Below are 24092 nucleotides of genomic sequence, written 5' to 3'. Positions count from 1 at the left end.
ATAACTCGAAAGAATTATTTCGTTTCTAATGCATCTATGTACTTTTTTTGAGATCTGGTTCTGAGCTGAGTTTGAGCTAAACTTTTAGGTTGTATACTCTACATAATCAGCTAGTTAGATAACTTTCTAATTACAGCTTCATCTAAAATATCTTTCATGTGATTAACATGTGTTTGATATAAGTCCAGATACTTTTTGAGTTTTACAACATTAACAGTCATTTTCTTGGCTAATATTTGCATGACTTTAATTTCTTTTTTTTCTGGCTTAAAATCAGATTGAGCAATTAAAGCAACTTCTTTATTTAAGATTCTATTTAAGTTGTTTACTTCTGATAAAACTTGATTAAAATTCTGAAGTGACTCTCCTATTTTTTGAGTTTTGATTTTAGTAAATTTTATAATCTCTCTAGCAGCTTTCAAACTATTTTTACTGGATTTTAGGTTACTTAATTCTGCTTCTAATCTTGATCTAGACAAGGCTAATCCTGTCTGAACTCCTACTTTTTGAAGCCAATTTGATTCTTGGTCTTGCCATTTTCTAAATTCAAAACATTCATGAGCTACTAATAAGCCAAAAAGTTCTCCATTTTGCCAATTAATAGGAACTACTAAATTAGATTTAACAGATATTTTTTCGAGATTTTCTACATAACAAGTAGTCAGATCTGCTTGGTAAATATTATTGATCGCTCTGGTTCTACCTTGTCGATATTTATCTATAAATCGATATTCAAAACAAGGGTCTTTAATAATGCGCTCTTTAATAGGCTTTAAACTGGGGAGTGTTGATTCGGCTACAATTTTCCCCACAATTTTGTCATACAATCCATATATAACTGTACGATCACATTGCAAAATTTCTCGAACTCGATCTACTGTAACTTGCAAAACATCATCACAATTATTGACTCTATGAATATCATGAGTAATTTTTTGTAATGAATTTTGCCATTCTACGGTTTGATCTAATTGAGTTTGAAGTCGAGCATATTTTTTCAAGTACGAAATCTGTTCCATAGCCCAACCAGCAATTTGAATTGCAAAATTGACTTCTGCTAGCTCCCATTGACGAAATGCAGAACATTGATGTGTGACCAATAAACCAAATAACGAATTATCCGTATAATTTAGAGGAACAACCAAATTGGCTTTGACCTCTATTTTCTCTAAATTTTCCACATAACAAGGACTCATCCCCGCTTCGTAAATATTATCGATCACCCTGACTCTACCTTTTTGATACAGGTCGACATATCTAGCTTCAAAACAAGGGTCTTTAATAATCGAATCAATAGTTGGTGAAAAACCAGGTGTTAAGGCTTCGGCGATGATTTTACCTTGAGATTCGGATAGCAAACTATAGACTACAACTCGATCACATTTTAGAACTTCATAGACTTGAGCCACGCACAGTTGAAGTATTTCTCTCTCTGTAGTTTTTCCGCGTATCGTTTGAATTACATTGGTTAAAGAGTATAACCGGCTTTTATTGAATAAATTACGGGTTTCTGATGAATTATTGGCAATTTCTAAAGAATCTTGGTTACGAGTCATAAATTGAAAATAATTGATGAAGTACTTCTCAAACTAAAAAAGCTGTTAGAATCTTTTGAAATTAAGCATGATTGTTCGGATTAAGCTGGTGCTTATCGACGATATTAACCTGAAGACCAACATGAAATTGGCTATAAAAAAATGTCCAGAATTGAAGTGCGACCCTACGTAACCGTCAGGTGCAAACGCTAGTTCTACAACTTAAGGAAACTACGCAACAGACTGCTTTAGGAATTAGCACCTTGAGCAAAAACATATTCGCTTACAAAGCAAATTTAAACGACTATAAAGGAAAAACAAATTGCTTCTCCAAATCGTGAAGTAATTCACGAGCCAGACATGGGACTATTGATAAATTAATATGAGTTTAGAATAAGACTTTTCTAAAGAGCTTAACTAACTTCGATGTAAGTTAGTTAAAAAATGGTAATTGCTATTTAGTTTGTCCAAACAATGGAACTAAATAGTTAAATATAATTCTTGATCCTGATCCTCAAAAAGGCGTTACGACGGCAAATGGACAAGAAACAACGCTCGACGTAAAGTTTAACCATGATTCTGTATACCAAGTTAACTATTTCAATATTTATTATAGTATCAGAAGGTAAAAATCAGGAGTAAATCTTGAATTATAGTTGTTTTCTCCTTATTTTTAGCTTACAGCTAACTGGAGCATCGACTTAAACAAGTTTATAGCCTGTGAAGATAATTTATGAAGCTTTTACATAGCTCATTGTGATACTCTTTTGTTTCAATTAGCGGTGTTCAAATTAACTTTTCAACCTAGCATTTCAATTTAGTATTATCAATCACGAAGAATTTGTCTGCATATTATTCAATTTTTGCCACTTGATATTTTTTGTTGCGATAAATTCTTTTTAAGTGATCGCACTCTAAATTACGTTGTTCTTTGTAAAGCACGACATGAGTTATGGAGTAGTTGGCTACCAGTTCGGACAAAATTTGACAACTGCGATCGCTCATTTGGTAAAAGTCTCTAGCTTTTTTTAAGCGCTCAACCCACTCTAGTACTTCAATGTCTTTATAGGGATGTGTTTTATCGTTAATAAAAATAGGTGAACCAGTAGACAGGCGAAATTTTCTCATATCTGACATATCTGGTGGGATCAAATAGGTTTCTCCAGATTGCCGATTTTCTCGCACAAAATCCATCATCATATTTGATGTCTTGCCATAGCCAAAGGATAAAACCTGATTAATAGTTCCAACTATGACTATGATAGAGATAATAGTGATACATAAGCGAACAATTACTTGCTGATATTTAGAGATAAAAACTCGATATCGATTAAAAATAAAAGTTACAATCTGAGCCAAGACAATACTTGTAGCAATTGGTACTAGAAAAATTGACAGGCGCCAGGGAGCAATAAAAGCGATAGTATTACTATTTACCAATAACTGAATAATAGTGGATAATACTGTCGCTAAAAAAGGTATTAGTAAGATTAAAAATAGTTCACTTTTTCTCACTAACCACAGGGCAAAAATGACTATACAAGCTTGTATGTAAGCCTTATAACCATCTTCCCTTAACCAAACTTGAGGTAGGGAGTGATGAGGAATTCTTAGTTGGACAATAAATTCTTGAGCTTGATGCCAAAGCTGAGGATTTGTTGGCGTAAAAGTCCCAGACATATAGCTATATACTGGCAAAACAAGAATTAAAGATAACAAGCCCATGAAAAAAATCTTAAATAAATTTTTTTCCCGAATATAAACAACTATCAAATATGCAAAAGTTAGAATTCCAGCACTAACGAGATAGGTTGGATGAAAAGTAGCAGCCAAAGCTAATAAAAATACTGCTAAATAATATCTTTTATAAAGCGAACAACAGATCGATAAAATTATGAATACACCAAATGTTGATGGTTGAAATACTTTTCCTAATACGTATTGTCCTGCCACTCCGTAATGTAAATCTCTACCTAAGTCAAATTGAAATATCTTCAAATGAACTGTATGAATAATAATTAAAATCGTAAAATAAACAATAGTTTTTAACTTATTTTTTTTAAAATCATAGATATAGTTTACTATTGCTAATATACTATATACATAAGTTCCAAAAATAAGAAAATAATATACATAAAACATATATTCTGGATGAATATATTTACAAGTTATTTCCACTAGCCAACTAAAAGCAGGAAGCGGGTCAATAGTATTAGCAACCCAATCTTCATTCAAAAATCCATAACCAGCATTTGCTAACCCGTGGAGAAATTTTGTATTTTGATTTTCTGGGGAATTGTAGATAGGATCTTGAGTATATGCAAGACCAAAAATAAGCGAAATCAATAAAAACTTGGTAACGGATACTAACCTTTGATGCTTAAAAAAATAATGTAGTTTCATTGCCATGCAGGTTGATATCGATGCTAAATCCTGGCAATTATACTACGGATATGGTGATTACTGTTGAAGCATTGACGATCGGCTTGAGGACTATCTGGTGAATCACTTCAGTATTGTTCTACGTCTCCATTAAATAGCGTTGTATAAATAGACTTGTATTGGTTGGACTTCTTTACTTGATGCTGAATTAAATAGACTCAAGCTAAAGGTCAAAAATAGACTAGTAATAAAAATTTGCCAATGTTTCATATTATTCTCCTCTTTTTTAAGCACCATTAAAAGTTTTTTAATCCATAGCTCACTTTCCGTATAAAAGTGAAAATCTTGTTAACTGATTTGATAACAGCGAGCGATAAATTCCCGATTGCTGATTACCTTACAAGATTTATGAGAATTTTTCAGCAAGAGATATGCAGCACGTCGACAAATTTTTATTGTTTTTTGGCGTAACATCATTTTCCTCCTGTGAAGTTTTTTTGTTGATAACACTAAAATTAGATCGCGATCGTGAAGAACTAGGGATGATTTGACTTACTCTGTGACTTTGAATATGTTTGCTAAGGTTTAAATCAGACAAATTTATCAGCAATAATGATAAAAAAAGAGTATCAATAGAGCAAACTACAATTTATCAACTGTTCTTTTTACCTTTTGGCAATAGAACAGTATTTAACCAGGACTAAACCAAAGGAAGGAAATGGAAATAGGCGTTCCTAAAGAAACCAAAGATCAAGAATTTCGTGTCGGCTTAACTCCTCATAGTGTTCAGGCATTATCAAAAAATCATGCTGTATTTGTGGAAACTAATGCGGGTATCGGTTCTGGTTTTACTGATGAAGCATATCAAAAGGCTGGGGCAAAAATTGTTACTAATGCCGTCGATGCTTGGAATAAAGAACTAGTTGTTAAGGTTAAAGAACCTTTGGCAACAGAATATCAATATCTTCAATCAGAACAATTACTGTTCACCTATCTTCATTTAGCTGCTGAGCGTGACTTAACGAAGGCTTTAATCGAAGCGGGGACAATTGCGATCGCCTATGAAACTGTTGAATTAAGTAATGGTAAGTTGCCTTTACTTACACCGATGAGTGTTATTGCGGGTCGTTTATCGGTTCAGTTTGGAGCAAGATACTTAGAAAAACAGCAAGGAGGAAGAGGAGTATTGCTAGGTGGTGTGCCAGGAGTTCCCCCTGGTAATGTAGTAATTTTGGGGGGTGGGGTCGTCGGCACAGAAGCAGCTAAAATTGCTGTCGGCATGGGTGCCAGAGTTCAAATTGTGGATATCAATGTTGATCGTCTTAGCTACCTAGAAAATTTATTTGGCTCAAGGGTAGAGTTACTCTATAGTAGCCCTGGACATATAGAAGCTGTTGTCTCCAATGCCGATTTACTGATTGGAGCAGTGCTAGTAGTCGGCAAAAAGGCTCCTACATTAGTATCTCGTTCTTTAGTAGCTCAGATGCGACCCGGTTCCGTAATTGTAGATGTAGCAGTAGATCAGGGTGGTTGTATCGAAACTTTACGTCCTACTTCCCATAGTCAACCTACTTACATAGCCGAGGGAGTAGTTCATTTTGGTGTGCCTAATATACCTGGGGCAGTGCCTTGGACAGCAACTCAAGCTTTAAACAACAGCACTTTGCCTTATATTTTGCAGTTAGCTAATCATGGTTTATCAGCCTTGGAAATGGACGAAGCTCTGGCAAAAGGTTTGAATATTAAAAGGGGACACATAATACATCCCGCAGTCCAAGAAGTATTTAACAACGATATATTATGATTTTTTCTGTACTTAGCCGCAAAATACCCAGTTTATCAAAAGCTAATCTTGATGTTGCTTCCAAGTGCCATGAAAACTATGAGGGATAACAAAGGGTAAAGCTAAACGACATACAGGAGTTTCAAATAAGCAATCGCTTTGATAAATTCTAACTTCACTCCTATCGTTATTGCCGTCATAGACTACTGTTAGTAGCCAACCTTGTTCTGGATTATTTTTACTGGGGACTAAAATCGGTTCGGATGGATAGCAGTTAGATCCCATATCAGCGATCGCCATATTTTTGGTTTGACGATCAAAACAGGCGATCGCATTAAATAGTTCTTCTCCAATAGTTGCTCCATAACGATGCACATTTAGATAAGTATAACGCCAGGGTTGTCCAACCTTTTGGGGCGAAACTACGGCAAATTCACTTGCAGCATCAGATAATTGCTGATTACTGATTACTGCGGCAGTTTTGGGATCAATAGTCAGTGACCACAAAGTTCCTTTGGCGGGAGTTTGGGTATAGCCAGATGCCACTTCTTTGAGATATTGGTTAGTGTCAAAGTTGGCATAGCGGATAAATTCGGTGACAATATTGCCTTCTTCGTTGAGATATCCGTTAGCAAAATGCCATTGAAACCAAGGATCGGTCTGACTACGACTGACTAAAGATAAATTATTCCGTTCAAAAATCAAAATCTCTGTAGCTAGATTGGGTTTCCACTCCATCGCTTCACTATAACTTTTTTGTCCTAGCAAAACTTGAGTCAAATTTATTCTTACTGGAGAGACTAGAAAAACTAAATACTCTCCTGCTAGACAAAAATCGTGAATTAGAGGCACTCCTGACAAAGTCAAAGAATTTTGTTGTTTTAGTTTGCCACTAGAGTCGCAGCAATAAAGGTTGAGAGTAGCATTTAATCCTGCGCTCATTCCATAATTAAATATTTCTCCTGTAATCGGATCGACTTTAGGATGAGCGGAGAAAGATTGCTTGTCAGCAAAACCAGCAAGTTGGTCGATTCCCAAAGTAGCTAAAGTTTCTAAATCTAAAGCATGAGGTTTTCCACCTTCCCAAAGAGCTAGTAAACGGTCTGATAATGCCAAAACCGAAGTATTAGCCGCATTTTTTACCGGTTTAAACCAGTTATTCCAAAATGCCCCAGTGGCAGTCATGCCATAGTTAGGATAAATAAAAGCATCTGCTTCTTGCTCGTCCAAATATCCTTGGGTTTGGACATAACGATATATTCCTGTTGCTCCAGAATCAGTGAAGTGAATTCCCAATACTGCTCCATCACCATCAAACCAATGTCCTACCTTTTGACCTCCTCGTGATAATCTGGCAGGACCATTGCGGTATAGTGTTCCTCTTAAATCAGCGGGTATTTCTCCAGCAATAATTGATAGGGGAGTAGAATCGAATTCTCTGGCTGGTTGGGCAATCGCTTTAGACCAAGATTTAAATTTAGATGCTGTTATCATTTAGCTCCTTTTAAGTTTTGAAAATTAATTCAAAATTAATAGATTAACGGACAACGATATACTAGGTAATGATAAGCGATAAAAATTGTACAAGCTCTTGATCTAATGGTGGAATGAGCTAAATCCAAGGCTATAAATACAATTGATTTAGATATTTTTGCTTGGTCAAGAAGTGGGTTCTCCCTTTTGAACCGCTTGATTTGCCTGACTATGAATCTTGCCAATACTCAGAGAATAATCAAACAAATCTCTTAGCTTCTCCGCGAAAGAGCTCACACTATATTTCCAATGATGTCTCTAAACTCCAGTTATAACGCGGATCAACATTTTGATGTAAATAGTTAAATTGCTATTCATCAAATCTTTATATGGCAAGGGTTTCAAGCGTTGTATATTACTTGTGTTTCGAAAGAAGACTAAAAGTTCATCACACAAGGTACCTCGACAACTTAAGATATAGGGTTCTACAGGGAAGTGTGACTAACTCAAAGTTGCTGTCTCCTGTGGGTAAAATCTTTAAGGAACTTTGGTTATAGGTTTGAATGGGTGGCAAGCTTTATCAGACGGAAATACTGGGAAAACCCCAGTTTATTCTATGTCTGTTCTTGAAATCTCATCAGATCAAGCTGGATTTATACCAGACGTTAATACGCCGTAGCGAGAAAGAATATGAGTGTCGTGATGGAAGTTTCTCTCTGCTCTTTTCCAGGGTTTGGAGAAAGGCGCATAGTTCGCCGCATCTAGCCTACATTCTTATGTGAAGAATCGGTGTAGAAGTCATCACAACTAGTGTTCTGTTAGAGTCAGTAATTTTCCCTCAAAGTCCTCCTGAGTCGAATAACGTCCTCAGATTTCTGTCGAACTGACACCGGCAATTTTAAATGAATTTGCAACTCAATTAACGAAATATGGTTGAATGACAATACAAGAATATTTAAATCCCAAGATATTTCCGCACCAATCTCATTTTCAAGCTCCGCTTCACACCATTTTTGAGCGGATCGCACGAGAGCAGCCAAACAAGAATGCAGTGTCTTTTGTTGAGGAACATTTGACATATGGGGAACTGAATGAAAAAGCCAATGAACTAGCTCATTGGTTGATATTTAAAGGAATTAAAGCTGAACGTTGCGTTGCGGTATGCCTTAGACCTGGTTGGGAAATTATCGTCGCTTTGCTCGCCATTCAGAAAGCAGGTGGAGTTTATCTGCCCATAGATCCAGATTATCCTAAGGTGAGAATTCAAAGTATTGTTGAAGATGCAGGGGTTGATTTAACCATAGCTCAAGATGATGTCATTAAGAATCTCGGTGACGTTCTTGTCCGTCCCTATACCCTCCAACAGACGAAGTCTATATCGGATGTTGCTAGACGCGATAATCCGCGAGTTGACATTGACGAACAGAATACTGCATACATTTTTTATACTTCTGGCACTACTGGTCAACCGAAAGGAATTGCTATCAACTACAAAAGTTTAGCCTACTACGTACTTTCGGCAATAAGTCAATTTGGAATGACTCCGAAGGATACGACACTAACCATTGCCAAGTTTTCGTTTAGCATCAGCTTGTTTGACCTGATGACAAGTATTATCTCTGGTGGACGGTTAATAGTTCTACCGAGGGATGAAATTATGGACTATGATAGCTTAACAACCGCCTTAGAGAGAGCAACCGTTGTCCACATTGGTCCAAATCTATTAAGAGGGTTGGTTTTTTACATCAAAAAGAATTACCCGACCTATCAGCGGTTTGCTGGGCTGCGACACGTTTCGTCGGGTGGAGATATCGTACCTGCGGAGTTATTAGAAGAACTTAAGATTATTTTCCCTCGGGCGGAAATCTATGTGATTTATGGATGTACGGAAATTGCCTGTATGGGTTGCTGCTATTTGATCCCTCGGGATACCTTGGTCGAAAGATCATACATTGGCAAACCCTTTAGAGGAACGAAAGTGATCCTGTTGGGTGACGACGGGAAACAAGTAACCAATGGTGAGATAGGAGAAATTTGTTTTCAAGGACCCGGTGTAATGAAGGGTTACTTGAATAGAGAGAAATTGACTAGCAATACGTTCGTAAAAATTGGTGGTTCAACTTATTTCAGGACGGGCGATCTTGGTCGAATACATTCTTCTGGGAATTTGGAGTATCTTGGTCGACGGGATTTCCAAATAAAGCTTAGAGGTCAGCGCCTTGAACTGGTCGAACTCGAAAGTCACTTGAGGCAAGCACCGGGAGTGCGCGATGCAGTTGTTACAGCTAATAAAATTGGAGTTGGCGACAAACGCCTGATTGCCTATATTACTCTTGAAGACCCAAATAATTTTTCCCTGGACGCAATTCGTGCTTACTTACACGATCGCTTACCCGATTATATGCAGCCGTCTGGTTGGATTATTTTAGAAAGTATACCGCTCAATGAAAATTTCAAAATTGCGCGCAATGCACTGCCACCAGCAACCCTAGAAAATTTAATTATTACAGATACCTATGTCGCACCACGTAATGAAATAGAGCGAATCCTCACAACAATTTGGCAGAATGTACTAGATATTCCGCAAGTGGGCATAAACGATAATTTTTTCAATATCGGTGGTAATTCCCTGATCGCCATGAATATAAGCATGATAGCAGCAGAGAAGGGGCTAGAAGTCTCCCCGTTGCAGATGGCACATACGCCAACTATTGCTGGACTGGTTGAAGCAGGCTTGGGGCAATACTCTGAGTTAGATGGCTGTGTGCCAAACAATCTCTCTTTTGGCTCTTTACCCGAACTGCCACCATTTATCTTGCGGTTCTTATACGAACGAGGCTGCCAGACACCCCATCATTGGAATATCTCCAGGATATTGGTTGCCAAAAGACGTCTTGCTTTCGAGTTGCTGGAAAAGACGTTTCGTTATCTCGGCGATCGCCATGATGCTTTGAGGCTTCGCTTCGATCTTGATGGTGATCGTTGGCAGGCTAGGGTCTTAAAAACATCTAAAGACACCCTCGCTTGTAAAACAGTCGATTTATCTAATCTATCGCCAGAAAAACAGGTCGAAGCAATAGCCGAAGTCGCCAAAGTTTATCAGAGAGAGATCAACCTAACCAATGGGCCTATTGCCTATATGGTTTTGTTTGACCTAGGAAAAAAGCAGCCACAAGAATTATTTTTTGTGGTGCATCATTTCGCGATGGATGTTATCTCCTGGAAGATTTTTTGGCTTGAATTTGAGTTAGCGTACCAACGGCTTGAAGCAACAAGTGAAATTACTTTGTCTACCTTGCCAGTATCCTTTAAAACTTGGACGCAGGTTTTGCGGCAATATGCTAATTCACCGACAGTAGAGACGGATGTTCAAAAATGGATTCGACAACCTTGGTCGGAAGTGCCGACCTTACCAAAGGATCTCAGCGACGAACGCAGTGTGAATACCAATAGTTCTGCGGAGGTTGTACGCTTCGCGCTGTCGGAATGGCAGACCGAAACTCTAATGCGGAGTGGAACTTACGAACTTGATGTCGAACATATCTTGATTAGTAGTCTTGCAACAGCACTCAATCAGTGGCAAGAAAGCGGTTTTATATATTTTGATCGCTTAGTACACGGACGAAATGTTGGTCTGTCGGAATCTAACTTAAGCAGAACTATAGGTTGCATTATCAGCTACTCGCCTACACTTTTGAGAATCGATACGCGGGCATCTGCAGGTAATATTTTACTTGACGTTGCCCAACAGATGGAACAACTAAGAGACTCAGGAACAAGTATCGACTTGTACAGATATCTAGGGTCAAATCCCGCCCTTGTTAAGAGCTTGAAAGAACTACCACAGGCAGAAGTTCTCTTCAACTATCGCGGTAAGGTTGACGATATTCTAGAAAGAAGTAGTGTTTTCGATGGGACGCGCGCAATCGCCGGTTTAGATCACAATCCCGAAGGCCTCAGACAGTATCCGCTGGCGATCGTTATTGATATTATCGATCGCCAACTAGAAGTCCGATGCGTGTACAGCGCAAACATCCATAAGCGGGAAAGCATTGTCGCCTTATGTGCTGAGTTTTTGGATCGGATAGTAAGTATGCAGTGCGAGGCAGCGAGACGTTCTCACCTCGAAATTTTCAACCACGAGTTGAAAGACTGATTTAAGATCGATACTCAATCAAGATTTTTTAGATTCAATCGCCAGTTTTTTTAAAATCCATTTAATATCAAATCTCTCTTTTAAATAATGACTACTATTTGCCCAATCGAAGGATTCGACCATCTGGAATTTTATGTTGGTAATGCCAAGCAAGCATCAGTATTTTATTCCACATATTTTGGATTTAATCCCGTAGCTTATTGTGGATTAGAAACTGGCGAACGAAAAAAGACCTCCTATGTTTTAAAACAAGGGGATATTCGCTTTGTTATCAGTTCTGCTCTCAGTCCCAATCATCCCATTGCTCGCAGTGTTTTAGAGCACGGAGACACAATCGCTATTATTGCTTTGGCAGTTTCAAATGTAAATACTGCTTACCAATATGCCGTGGCACGAGGCGCAGTTGGAGCAATTCCCCCAACCACCCAAAAAGACGAGAGTGGTGTATTTCGGTTTGCAGCGATCCACAGCTTTGGCGATACGCTGATTAAGTTTATCGATCGCAGTGACTATCCCAGCAACTTTGCTCCTGGTTATATAGACCGCGTTACCAAATCAGTCAATTCAGCTGGCTTAACCTCGGTCGACCACGTAGTAGGCAATGTTGAACGGGGTACTATGAATCAGTGGGTTAAGTTTTTCGTCAAGACGATGGGATTTGATGTGCGGATGTACTTTGACGAGCAAACCGTCTCCACTGAGTATTCAGCCTTGATGTCAAAAGTGCTGGAGAACGGTGGCAAGACCATCATCAATATCAACGAACCCGCAAATGGTTTACGAAAATCTCAAATTCAAGAATATCTCGACTTCCACTATGGTCCTGGTATTCAGCATCTTGGTCTAGCAACCAATAATATTGTGCAGACGGTCGTTCGACTCAGGGAGGCAGGGGTTGAATTTCTCCCGATTCCGCAAACCTACTACGAAAACTTGGAAGATTGGGTGAAGGATATTAATGTCTCAGTTGAAGATCTAGCCAAATTAGGTATTTTAGTGGATCGGGATGATAACGGCTATCTATTGCAGCTTTTCACGAAACCGATTAGCGATCGCCCCACCTTGTTTTTTGAGATCATTGAGCGGCGAGGTTCTCAGGGATTTGGAGCGGGTAATTTTAAATCCTTGTTTGTCGCCCTAGAAAAAGAACAAAAATTACGCGGAAATTTCTGAGCCCATCGCTCTTCCACTGCGATCGCAGTGGAAGAGATTGCTTTCTTATCCAAAAATCAGTGATGTTATTTTTCTGTATTTAGAGGCTTAATCCAAATTCATATTGTTGATATCAGCCTATTCTTATATCAAGTACGGATAATTAATTGAAATAAACAGGCTTATTGCAGACCTGAAAAACTTATTACTTGTTACTTGTTACTTGACCTCATTCTTAATTTAAGTATTCAACTGAACTTGATATTATTGGCGATCGCCTGAGACCAAGTTTTAAGTTGAGATATTGTTATCATTTAGCTCCTTTTAAGTTTTGAAAATTAATTCAAAATTGATAGATTAACGGACAACGATATACTAAGCAAAGATAAACGATAAAAATTGTACAAGCTCTTGATCTAGTGATGAGATGAGCTAAATCCAATACTATAAACACAAATGAACTCAGGAATCGATTTACAAGGAAGTTTTATCCAAACTCTTCAAGACTTTGGACTTTCCATTGGTCTGGCCAAAGCTATTTGGCTACCGTTGCCCATGCTGTTGATGATTATTGGTGCAACGGTGGGAGTTTTGGTAGTTGTTTGGCTAGAAAGAAAAATCTCTGCCGCCGCCCAACAGCGTATCGGACCCGAATATGCAGGTCCATTGGGCGTATTACAACCAGTTGCCGATGGCATCAAGTTGGTTTTTAAAGAAGATGTAATCCCAGCCAAAGCAGATCCTTGGCTGTTTACCATGGGTCCTGTGTTAGTTGTTGTTCCTGTATTTTTGTCCTATCTCATCGTTCCTTTTGGACAAAACTTGGTGATTACAGACCTAAACGTTGGTATTTTTATCTGGATTTCCCTATCTAGCATCGCTCCCATAGGCTTGTTGATGGCTGGTTACGCATCTAACAATAAGTACTCTTTATTAGGGGGATTGAGAGCTGCCGCCCAGTCTATTAGTTATGAAGTTCCCTTGGCATTGGCAGTACTGGCGATCGTGATGATGTCCAACAGCCTCAGCACAATTGATATTGTGGAACAACAGTCTGGTTACGGTATCTTAGGTTGGAATATCTGGAGACAACCCGTAGGTTTTATTATTTTTTGGATCGCCGCCTTGGCTGAGTGCGAACGACTACCTTTTGATTTACCAGAAGCAGAAGAAGAATTAGTTGCTGGTTATCAAACTGAATATGCAGGCATGAAATTTGCCCTCTTCTATTTAGGGTCTTACGTTAACTTAGTGTTATCTGCACTAGTTTTTGCCATCCTATATTTAGGTGGTTGGGAATTTTTTATTCCTTTAGATCGTCTGGCAGATTGGCTCGGTGTTGCTGAGACTACTCCCTGGTTACAAGTGTTAACCGCATCTTTAGGCATTATCATGACCCTGATTAAAGCTTACTTCTTAGTCTTTATTGCTATTTTGTTGCGTTGGACAGTACCCAGAGTCCGCATTGACCAACTGTTAGATTTAGGTTGGAAATTTTTATTACCAGTTTCTCTTGCTAATCTTTTGATTACTGCTGCACTAAAACTGTCATTTCCGATAGCATTTGGCGGTTAGTAGCAACAACTGGAAATAAGATATATGATTCTCAATCCTAATTGATTTAACTATCTAAATTAATCGCCAATCATACAGTATCTAAATCAACTACAAATCATGTTTAAGATTCTCAAACAAGTCCAAGACTATGCCAAGGAAAGTTGGCAAGCTGCTAAATATATTGGTCAAGGGCTTTCTGTTACCTTCGATCATATGCAGCGTCGTCCCGTAACCGTTCAGTATCCTTACGAAAAATTAGTCCCTTCTGAACGCTATCGCGGTAGAATTCATTACGAATTTGATAAATGCATTGCCTGTGAAGTTTGTGTTCGAGTTTGTCCGATTAACCTACCTGTAGTGGATTGGGAATTTGACAAAAAAGCTAAAAAGAAAAAACTCAATCATTACAGTATTGACTTTGGAGTCTGTATCTTCTGCGGTAATTGTGTAGAATACTGCCCGACAAATTGTCTTTCGATGACGGAAGAATATGAATTAGCTTCTTATGACCGTCATGAGCTGAATTACGATAACGTTGCTCTAGGTCGCTTGCCTTACAAAGTCACTCAAGATCCCATGGTGAATCCTCTAAAAGAGTTTGCCTACTTACCCAAGGGCGTGAACGATCCTCACGATTTACCTGTTGGTTCCCAACGTGCGGGTAAACGTCCCGAAGAGATTTTAGCGGAAATAGAAGCTGCTAAACCTAAAACGGAAGAAGCAAGTAAATAGGTCTTTAGGTGTTAGGTACTAGAAAAATTAATTACCAGTAACCTAATACCTAAAAACTTAAAATCTTCAAAATTGCAAGTAATTCCATTGATTAAATAATTTAGAAAGAGGAGAACAAGGTGAATTTAGCTGAAGGAGTGCAGATAGTTTCTTTTGGCATTTTGGCAGTAATGATGATTGGGACAGCTTTAGGGGTTGTCTTGTTACCGAGAATCGTTCATTCGGCTTTTCTGTTAGCAGCAGTATTTGTGAGTATTTCCGGTTTATATATCTTACTCAATGCTGATTTTGTGGCTGCGGCTCAAATTTTAGTCTACGTTGGTGCAGTCAATGTCCTGATCTTGTTTGCCATTATGCTGGTTAACAAGCAAGAAGATTATTCCGAGCTTCCAGGTCGTTTTTTCCGCAAAGCTGCAACGGGTGTAGTTTGTTTCGGTCTATTTGCCCTTTTGGGAACAATGGTTTTAGTTACACCCTGGTCCCTAGACACCACTTCCCCTGCCGTAATTGAGAATACAGTAGTGGCTCTGGGCGAACATTTCTTTAGTGATTATTTACTACCTTTTGAGTTGGCATCAGTTCTACTTTTGATGGCAATGGTAGGAGCCATCATCCTCGCTCGTCGTGATTTTATTCCCGACTCGGTAACCAAAAAAGAGGCTGTTACAGCAAATTTGACTTTGCCAGAGCGTCCTCGTGAATTAGCTACTCTAAGTGGTAATGAGCCGCAAGATAAGTAATCAAAATTATGAATATTAAATTGTAACTTTGATATTCATCACAGTTAACTAGATTAAAAATTACAAACAATTAAAGGAGTCGGAATTAAGTGCATCTCGAATATTTTTTGTTGTTAGCAGCAGCTTTATTTTGTATTGGCATTTATGGTCTGATCACTAGCCGTAACGCTGTCCGAGTATTGATGTCGATTGAATTAATGCTAAATGCAGTTAATTTAAACTTAGTAGGATTTTCTAATTATTTAGACCCCAGCAATATCAGAGGTCAAGTATTTACTGTATTTGTCATTACAGTGGCAGCAGCAGAGGCAGCAGTGGGTTTAGCAATTGTGCTCGCTATTTACCGTAACCGCAACACCATTGATATGGAGCAATTTAATTTACTTAAATGGTAATTGCTTAGTACCGCTTCGCGGAAGTAAAAAGGCAAGAAATATTAGTTTTCAAGCATTTTAACTAGTGGGTTTATTTACTAAAAAAAGCCGAGGTAACTCTCGGCTTAAATTAATAATTAACAATCTAGTAGGTGTGAGGGCTAGTTATTAAGATGATGTCTGGTATCAATTTTGCAAGAGCAAAGTAAGGGGTGGATTAAGAGAAATTTAATCCTTATACTTACTGATTTATCCTTGCCTCACCAAAGTTATGAAATTAACAGTTCAAACTTTTACGGTTCATAAGAAATTCGCGCTCCAAATTAGTCGCGGTACAACGGCTCAAACTATTAATATCTGGTTACGTATTCAGCAGGATAACATCGAAGGATGGGGAGAAGCATCACCGTTTTCTATTGATCAAACTGAAATTAAAGACTCTTCCCAATTGTTAGCTGAATTTGAGCAGCTTATTCCCCAATTAGAATCTTTTCATCCTCTTCAAAGACAAGAAATTTCGACAAAATTGCAAGCCATCAAAGTATCTTCTGCTATTCAGGCATCAGTAGATATGGCTCTTCATGATTGGCTAGGCAAAAAAGCTGGTCTACCCCTATGGCAAATCTGGGGCTTAAATCGAGATCGCATTGTTCCTATTTCAGTCACTATTGGCATCAGTTCTCCAGAGCAAGCTGTCGCCAGGTTAAAAGACTGGCAAGATAGCCTGGAAGTAAAAATGATTAAGCTCAAGCTAGGTAGTCCAGAAGGGATTCCAGCAGATAAAGCTATGGTGCAGGCAATTAGGCAAGTAGACCCTAAAACAAAGCTCACTGTAGATGCTAACGGTGGTTGGCGTTTTAATGATGCTGTATATATGTCCCATTGGTTAGCTGAGCATGGGGTGGAATATATCGAGCAACCTCTACCAGTAGCAGAAGATAGTAAACTTGTAACCTTGTCTGCTAATTCACCGTTACCTATATTTGTCGATGAAAGTTGTTTTACTAGCTCAGACATACTTCGACTAGCAGATTCAGTAGCAGGAGTTAATCTGAAGATCATGAAAACAGGTGGATTAACTGAAGCGATCAAAGCAATCCAAATTGCCAAAGTCTGTGGACTAAAAATTATGTTTGGTTGTTATTCTGATAGTAGCTTGGCTAACACCGCCATGTCCCATCTAGCACCTTGGGCCGATTATTTAGATTTAGACAGTCATTTAAATCTAATTGACGATCCCTTTCAAGGAGCAACAATCAAAGAAGGACGTTTAGTACCAAATAATTTACCAGGATTGGGAGTAAACTACAGTGCTGAAGGCTAATAATCGTGTAGTAATTTTGTTAGAAGGTGGCATTACAGGTCATCATGGCAAAACAGGATTAGCTTTTTTACGCTATAGCAATACAGATATAGTTGCGGTAATTGATCGCACTTGTGCTGGCAAATCTCTAACTAAATTAACCGGTATTCAGAAAGATATTCCTATTGTCGTCAATATTCAAGCCGCCTTGGCATATAAACCAGATGCTCTACTCATAGGGATTGCGCCTTCAGGGGGACAACTACCACCCAATCTTCACGTAGAGATAACGATCGCGATTGAAGCAGGTATTTCTATAGTTAATGGCTTACATACTTTGCTTAAACCTCAGTTTCCTAATCTACAACCCGGACAATGGATTTGGGATATTCGCCAAGAACCTCCTGGGTTGACTATCGGTACTGCTCAAGCGCGATCGCTGAATGCTCAAAGAGTCTTAACGGTAGGCACAGATATGGCAATCGGCAAAATGTCTACCAGCTTAGAACTATATAATGCAGCATTGCGTCAGGGTATCAAAGCTCAATTTATTGGCACAGGACAAGCAGGTATTGCGATCGCAGGACAGGGAATACCTTTAGATGCAGTGCGGGTAGATTTTGCAGCTGGTGCAGTAGAAAAAACTGTTTTGGATTTAGGACGAGATCAAGACTTAATCTTTATTGAAGGGCAAGGTTCGCTCTTACATCCCGGCTCCACTGCTACTTTACCTCTAATTCGAGGTAGCCAACCAACAGGATTAATTTTAGTCCACCGTGCAGGAGCAAAACATTTATATGACTTACCCGATATTTTGATTCCACCATTGCCCGAAGTAATTAAACTCTATGAAACCATAGCCTGCGCAGGAGGTATCTTTGGAAATGTCAAAGTTAAAGCGATCGCTCTTAATACTTTTGGGATGGATACAACCACAGCCAATCAAGCGATCAAGTCTACTTCTGAGTTAACTGGATTACCCTGTAGCGATGTAGTCCGTTTTGGTGGAGAAATTCTATTGCCAGCAATTAAATCCCATTAATTTGTTCTTGTTTGGCTGAGTTATTGAAGAATTTTCTAGAGTTTTTCTATCAAAAACTTAATTATGGTGGATTTTTGCGTTCAATGTGCTAATATTAAACTCGTGGAAAAAATGATTCTTGTATTTCAAGAGTTAACTATAAGGGACTGTAGTTCAGCTGGTTAGAATGCCTGCCTGTCACGCAGGAGGTCGCGGGTTCGAGTCCCGTCAGTCCCGTATAAGTTATACCAGTAGTTTGAAGCAATTGGTCTTATTCGGAATTTACAACTAATTTCCAGTATAGAACCAAATAAGAACCAAAACTAGTTGGTTCATTTGGTTTTCGCTACAGAGAAATTATTAAGATACATGAGCTAAGTCTGACTAAACATCGGACTTAGCTTTTTTGATGTGTCTATTTCAGACACGATGCGACTAGCTTCTAAATGAACACAGCCAAATATAAAGTTGCTTCATATTCATAGATTGCCTGAGCAATAAAGCTTTAAGAAGACAATTTGAAAATTTTGTCATTTTTTTTGTAGCCTAATTGTATAGTGTGTGTGAAGCCTATTGCCATCTCACTTTTCTGTAGTTAGATTAGTTACATAAGAAAAACAAATTTCTACCAGAAACTGAATGATTCAAAAACAGTTCTCCATCTTTATTGGTATTTCCCTAGCTACTGTTCTTTCTCAACTAGAGAAACATTTCAAATAAACAGGACATAAACAGCGAAAGGAATAGCCAAGTTATTGCTCACTCATTTGTGAGCAGAAAGTAAATAAATAAACTGGAGAATAACAGTATGACTGATGCAAGTAACGTTCAAATGAATGAGAAAGACCTCATGAGATATCTAGGTCGTTGCAGTAGAGAATTTCTTGATGAGCTGGTTTTGACTTTCAATGATATGGATGGTCTTGAAAAATACCAATACGCACACAGTACCAAAAAGAAAAGAGAAGAAATCTACAGATTGATTCTTCAAAATGAAGATTTTGACAAATTTGACACTGTGAAAGACTTTCACGACTACGTTTTGGGAAGTGCGGAGGATATAGCCGAAGCAAAAAGATTATATAAAGAGACAATGGATAGCTACAAAGCTGGTCTTGAATCTAAAGTAGCTAAATTGAGTCTCGATTTTGAAATTAAAGATGACACTCGCGAGCTTCAACAAGAAATAAAGGGTCAGCAAAAATGCTGCAAACTGATTGAAAATGGTTTGAAAGGATATGGCAAGGCAATTGTAGCAGGTCATATCATTGGCAAACAAAAACAAGTGATTGCTGCGGGCAACTATATAGCTGTAGAAGCTTCTAGGATTACGAGTGAACAAAACTTAAAAAATAAATCAATAAAAGATGTTAAGACAGTGATGAAGAATGTAAGTCCTGGTGTTAACAATCTTGTAACAAGTCTTCACACGGAAAGGGGGGAACTAAATGCTAAGGCTGACAGCTTGGTCGTTGCGACCTCCGAACAAGGGGGACAGTTGATAGAAGCAGTAGAAGAATTCGAGAAACAAACTGTAGGCGTTGGTGGATAACTAACCCGAACACTCTCTTCTGCAAAAGTTGGGGGTGTTCCTAAGACAATCCAAGATATCTTGAAAATAACAATTGTTGGTTCAAGTTGACAAACTTGAAAATCGAATTCTGAAAACTCGCTAAAAGTCATCTAGTAGCACCAGGATTAGCTACAACGGCACTCACCATTAAGTCTATAAGTGGGAGTATCCTGTGATGCTGCTAGATGGCTTACCCCATAGATAACTGGAGTATGGGCTTATTTGCATTTGAGTTCGTAATGTATTTCTTGGATAATCCAGTCACACCAGATAGCCTGACCCGTTGTAGTACGACCCCAAACTATCAAACCCATAAAATCTTTCTCTACGGTTTCGCCTTTATCTTCAAGTTTGTTGGCTAGCCATTCGCTGATAAGCCAGTATTCACAAACTTCGCAGTTATAACTAAATAAATCCCAATTGAGGTCATCAAAGTATTTTTTGATGGCTTCTTTTTTGTGTTCGTGTATTGGCTCTACTGTGTAATATTCATTGTCTTTATCATATACACCCCATAGATTATCAGCATCTACTTGAACAGTACAGACATTTTGGTTAATAGCCTTCTCTGCTTCATCCCAATCAGTTGAAGTGGTTAAGTGATAAAACTCTTCACAATATTTTTCTTGTTGTAGTAGTTCATCAATAAGGGGACTGATGAAATAAATTACTTCAGTCTCTATTAGTTCTTTTATTGTTCTAGTCATAACATTGATTTTTTAGTCATGTAGATAAGTAAAAAAATAGAGCCAGTTTTACGTCATAACTCAGGACAGGTTATTTAGTTGGAAAGAGATTGGGTTACATCAACCGCTATAGCTCGAAGTAATAATTTTTAATCTTGTTCGCCATCAATCTTCGGCGTTCGGCTAGAAAATCATCATAATCATCAATGGTTTTAGTTTCCATAGCATCAGGAAGACAGTGCATGGCAAAATTATCGTACATTTGTTCTATCTTATTTATTCCTCCAAATTTAGCTTCGCCATCATTTGCTTGTTTTAGAAGAAGTGAAAAATATTCAGATGGAGGATTATCTCTAATGGAGATATTGATTTCACTCTGCATCATTACATAATTAGCAATCTGGTTATATCTACCGCGAGTTAAGCCGTGTTTTTGAAGATACTTTTTAGGGAAGATATGATGTATGTCTCCTCTGTGAAGTAGAAGGTCATTTACAGTAATATCTTTTGATAAGAATCCTTTATTATTTGCTTTGACTTGAGATGCAAGGAACACTTTAAAATAAGGACTGCTAGCTACAGAGGTATTCATTTGTTGTGGTAATGACGAGTTCCAAAATGCCTCTGACAAATCAGCAGATTCTATTTTTGATAAGTATTCTGGAAATCCAAACTGATTAATTCTTTTGATGTCTGTATCAAATGTAGATTCTGGAGAGCCAGAATATCTTCCAGTCAGTATAGACATTACAAACCATTTGCGGACATAAGACTCTATTTTGTTTGAATCGATTTTCTGTTCTTTAAGGACTAGATAAACGATGTAAGAAAAATTAATCGCGTTTTGAGAGCGAATCATTGACGAGTTTATAAAACCAGATGAGCGAACAATCATCATAAAACGCTTAAAGTTGGTTTCATTCATGAAATTGAAAATACCTTTCTCAAGCATCTTGAAAGATGATTCTGCTATTTGTTCTTCATAACTTCTAGTTTCAAAATTTCTACCTGAAAGTAAAGCTACCAAATCTTCTAACCTTCCTCGCTTGAACTCTGAAGTAAAAGCTACACGCAACATATCAGTATAAGAGGGAGCATACAAATCATCATTCACGGATTTTAACCATGACATTTTCTGAAAGTATTCTGTAGCCGAAAAGTCTAAGTCTATCTCTGCTAGTTGTTGATAAAACTCTGGTGCAACTGCAAGATGACAAAAGTAATCAATACATTTTCTCAGCAAATTACCGCCATAAGTTTCATTGGCAGCAATCTTGGACATAGCAAAATCTGCTTGGCTTAATCTTGCTCCTTGTGAGTTGATACGGATGAAAATTTCTGTAATGGTTTCAATATCTAAATCAGAATTTAGTTCGATTAAACCGATATGATTATTAGCTATCCCTTTTAATAAATCAATGCTTTCAAAAATGTCGTCTTGGTCTGCATCCTCGTTCTTTTGACAATAATCGTTGACAAATTTGATAGTTTTGAAGTCAGCAGTAAACACTTGGGCTATATCTACAATCCAAGATTTATCTTTACTTATTGCAGTATTAGAAACTTCAAACTTCCTTTCTTGAGGATGGAAAGCAATTGTTATACGTACTTTTCTATAGTCTTTGTTGATTACGTATCTTCCTAAAACGGCAGCCATTAAAGCAGTAACACGCTGTTGTCCATCTATAAGTATTCTTTTCCCACTAGATGAAGTTCCATCTTTTAACTTAACTGTAGGGTTACGCCATGCAATCAGATAACCTACTGGATAACCTTGATATAAAGAGTCAATTAGGTCACGTACTTTACTAGCATTCCATACAAAAGGTCGCTGAATTTCAGGTATAGCAATTTCACCTGAACTAATCCAAGAAAGTAAAGTTTGAACGGGATGTTGGTTAACTGAATATTTTTGGATGGACATGAATAGGGATATTTTATATGTAGTTGCTTCATCATTAGAATGCCCATTTCTCATTAGCGTTTCTAAAGTTCGTTGAAATATCTGGTGTCATCGCCATAAATAGGACATACAATCAAAAAGCTTGATGATTGTAGTAAACACCTTATGCCAGCCAACACCACTGATTTAGAGAAACGTTTATGGGATGCTGCCGATGAGTTGAGGGCAAACTCTAAGCTCAAAGCTTCAGAGTATTCTGTACCTGTACTGGGGTTAATCTTCCTGCGCTACGCTGATTACAGGTTTACCAAAGCAGAACAGGAGTTAAAGAACAAAGGCAGTAGAAGACGTGGTGTATCTAAAGCAGACTATCAAGCCAAAGGGGTAATGTATTTACCCGATATAGCTCGTTTTTCCTATCTAGTTAATCTCCCAGAGAGCGAGGATACAGGGAAGGCGATAAATGAAGCTATGAAAGCTATTGAGGCTGAGAATGAGGAATTGAGTAACATTTTGCCTCAGACTTATAACCGCTTTGAAAATAGCTTGTTAGTCGAACTACTCAAAAGCTTTAACAAGATAGATATCGATACAGATTTAGAAGGTGATGCTTTCGGGAAGATATACGAATACTTCCTCGGTAAGTTTGCCATGAGTGAAGGACAAAAGGGAGGGGAATTTTTCACCCCTACTTCTATCGTTAAATTAATTGTCGAAATTCTAGAACCCTATCACGGACGTATTTATGACCCTGCCTGTGGTTCGGGTGGTATGTTCGTACAAAGTGCTTCCTTTGTCAGTAAGCATCAGAAAAACCCTAATGCTGAGATAAGTATCTACGGACAGGAAAGGGTAACTGAGACAGTACGGCTATGCAAGATGAACCTAGCTGTACATGGTTTATCTGGAGATATTAAAGAAGGCAATACTTATTACGAGGATATCCACAAGAGTATTAGTAAGTTTGACTTCGTAATGGCTAATCCACCCTTCAATGTGGATAAGGTGGATAAGGAAAAGATGAAGGGGGATTTACGGGTACAAGACTTTGGAATGCCTAAAGCTGATAGTGCTAATTATCTCTGGATTCATTTCTTCTACAGTGCTTTAAGTGATAAAGGTAGGGCAGGATTTGTCATGGCTAACTCTGCTAGCGATGCTAGAAGTTCAGAGTTAGAAATCAGACAAAAGCTCATCGAAGCTAGTGTAGTCGATGTAATGATAGCTGTAAAATCTAATTTTTTCTATACAGTGGGTGTACCTTGTACTCTTTGGTTTTTAGATAAAGGTAAAACCGACACCACACGGAAGAACAAAGTTTTATTTATTGATGCCAGACATATTTATCGGTAGATAGATAGAGCGCATCGGGAGTTTACCCCAGAACAGATTGAGTTTATTTCTAATATTGTCAGGCTTTATCGAGGGGAGCAAATAGAAACTGTTTATGATTCTCCTTTGCTGAAAGAGAATTTTCCAGAAGGTCAATATATTGATGTAGCTGGTTTATGCTGTATGGCTACCATCGATAAAATTAAAGAGCAAGGATGGAGTTTGAACCCTGGAAGATATGTAGGGGTTGCGGAAAAGGAAGAGGAAGAATTTGATTTTGCTGAAAGGTTGTCAGAATTGAATGAAGAGTTGGAGATTTTGAATAGTGAGGCAAAGGGCTTAGAGGGAAAAATTGCTGAGAATGTAGTTAAGCTACTGGAGGAAATTTAA

The 24092-nt window shown here is 38.1% G+C and carries 15 protein-coding genes, 1 tRNA gene and 1 pseudogene; 12 read left to right on the top strand and 5 right to left on the bottom strand.

The annotated features are described in order from the left end of the window. Window positions 1-110: 110 nt before the first annotated feature. Together PLEUR7319_RS35985 and PLEUR7319_RS0118960 are read right to left on the bottom strand one after the other, a co-directional pair. The gene (locus PLEUR7319_RS35985; RefSeq protein WP_019506808.1) at window positions 111-1556 is read right to left on the bottom strand and encodes a GAF domain-containing protein; all 1446 of its coding nucleotides are present in this window, start codon (window positions 1554-1556) and stop codon (window positions 111-113) included. Window positions 1557-2387: 831 nt separating this feature from the next. Beyond that, window positions 2388-3938 carry a DUF6798 domain-containing protein gene (locus PLEUR7319_RS0118960; RefSeq protein WP_036800372.1) on the bottom strand — a complete coding sequence of 517 codons (1551 nt, stop codon included), beginning with the start codon at window positions 3936-3938 and terminating at the stop codon, window positions 2388-2390. A gap of 697 nt (window positions 3939-4635) precedes the next feature. Between PLEUR7319_RS0118960 and ald the strand changes: the two genes are divergently transcribed. After that, entirely contained in the window at window positions 4636-5721 is a 1086-nt protein-coding gene (ald, locus tag PLEUR7319_RS0118955) for an alanine dehydrogenase (RefSeq protein WP_019506806.1), read from the top strand. A 42-nt stretch (window positions 5722-5763) separates the two neighbouring features. On the opposite strand, the gene PLEUR7319_RS0118950 is transcribed toward ald, so the two are convergent. Beyond that, window positions 5764-7194, bottom strand: a complete 1431-nt coding sequence (locus tag PLEUR7319_RS0118950) for a carotenoid oxygenase family protein (RefSeq protein ID WP_019506805.1) — start codon at window positions 7192-7194, stop codon at window positions 5764-5766. A 916-nt stretch (window positions 7195-8110) separates the two neighbouring features. On the opposite strand from PLEUR7319_RS0118950, the gene PLEUR7319_RS0118945 reads away from it, so the two are divergent. From PLEUR7319_RS0118945 to PLEUR7319_RS0118900, 10 genes are all read left to right on the top strand, one after another. Continuing rightward, window positions 8111-11329 (top strand): non-ribosomal peptide synthetase, encoded by a 3219-nt coding sequence (locus tag PLEUR7319_RS0118945; RefSeq protein ID WP_019506804.1) that lies wholly within the window; start codon window positions 8111-8113, stop codon window positions 11327-11329. Between the two features lie 87 nt (window positions 11330-11416). After that, entirely contained in the window at window positions 11417-12502 is a 1086-nt protein-coding gene (gene hppD, locus PLEUR7319_RS0118940) for a 4-hydroxyphenylpyruvate dioxygenase (protein ID WP_019506803.1), read from the top strand. Window positions 12503-12937: 435 nt separating this feature from the next. Next, the gene (nuoH, locus tag PLEUR7319_RS0118935; RefSeq protein ID WP_019506802.1) at window positions 12938-14056 is read left to right on the top strand and encodes an NADH-quinone oxidoreductase subunit NuoH; all 1119 of its coding nucleotides are present in this window, start codon (window positions 12938-12940) and stop codon (window positions 14054-14056) included. Between the two features lie 99 nt (window positions 14057-14155). Then, window positions 14156-14770: an NAD(P)H-quinone oxidoreductase subunit I gene (gene ndhI / locus PLEUR7319_RS0118930; protein ID WP_019506801.1), complete on the top strand. Its 615-nt coding sequence runs from the start codon at window positions 14156-14158 to the stop codon at window positions 14768-14770. A gap of 119 nt (window positions 14771-14889) precedes the next feature. Continuing rightward, on the top strand, window positions 14890-15510 hold the full coding sequence (locus PLEUR7319_RS0118925) for an NADH-quinone oxidoreductase subunit J (protein ID WP_019506800.1): 621 nt from the start codon (window positions 14890-14892) through the stop codon (window positions 15508-15510). A gap of 89 nt (window positions 15511-15599) precedes the next feature. Beyond that, window positions 15600-15905, top strand: coding sequence for an NADH-quinone oxidoreductase subunit NuoK (gene nuoK / locus PLEUR7319_RS0118920; RefSeq protein ID WP_019506799.1), 306 nt, complete (start codon window positions 15600-15602; stop codon window positions 15903-15905). A 250-nt stretch (window positions 15906-16155) separates the two neighbouring features. Beyond that, window positions 16156-17208, top strand: coding sequence for a dipeptide epimerase (locus PLEUR7319_RS0118915; protein ID WP_019506798.1), 1053 nt, complete (start codon window positions 16156-16158; stop codon window positions 17206-17208). Then, window positions 17195-18229 carry a DUF1611 domain-containing protein gene (locus PLEUR7319_RS0118910; RefSeq protein WP_019506797.1) on the top strand — a complete coding sequence of 345 codons (1035 nt, stop codon included), beginning with the start codon at window positions 17195-17197 and terminating at the stop codon, window positions 18227-18229. Before PLEUR7319_RS0118915 ends, PLEUR7319_RS0118910 begins: the two co-directional genes overlap by 14 nt. A gap of 142 nt (window positions 18230-18371) precedes the next feature. Then, window positions 18372-18445, top strand: a tRNA-Asp gene (locus tag PLEUR7319_RS0118905). A gap of 571 nt (window positions 18446-19016) precedes the next feature. Further along, window positions 19017-19760: a hypothetical protein gene (locus tag PLEUR7319_RS0118900; RefSeq protein WP_019506796.1), complete on the top strand. Its 744-nt coding sequence runs from the start codon at window positions 19017-19019 to the stop codon at window positions 19758-19760. A gap of 239 nt (window positions 19761-19999) precedes the next feature. On the opposite strand, the gene PLEUR7319_RS40175 is transcribed toward PLEUR7319_RS0118900, so the two are convergent. Next, a complete protein-coding gene (locus tag PLEUR7319_RS40175) occupies window positions 20000-20488 on the bottom strand; it encodes a hypothetical protein (RefSeq protein WP_019506795.1) in 489 nt (162 codons plus the stop codon). A gap of 106 nt (window positions 20489-20594) precedes the next feature. After that, window positions 20595-22391 carry a DUF262 domain-containing protein gene (locus PLEUR7319_RS0118890; protein ID WP_019506794.1) on the bottom strand — a complete coding sequence of 599 codons (1797 nt, stop codon included), beginning with the start codon at window positions 22389-22391 and terminating at the stop codon, window positions 20595-20597. Between the two features lie 144 nt (window positions 22392-22535). Between PLEUR7319_RS0118890 and PLEUR7319_RS35975 the strand changes: the two are divergent. Then, window positions 22536-24092, top strand: a pseudogene (locus PLEUR7319_RS35975) (N-6 DNA methylase).

Source organism: Pleurocapsa sp. PCC 7319, assembly GCF_000332195.1.
Lineage (GTDB): Bacteria > Cyanobacteriota > Cyanobacteriia > Cyanobacteriales > Xenococcaceae > Waterburya.
Note: the sequence above shows the minus strand (reverse complement) of the source record. Positions and strands in the feature narration are given on the sequence as shown.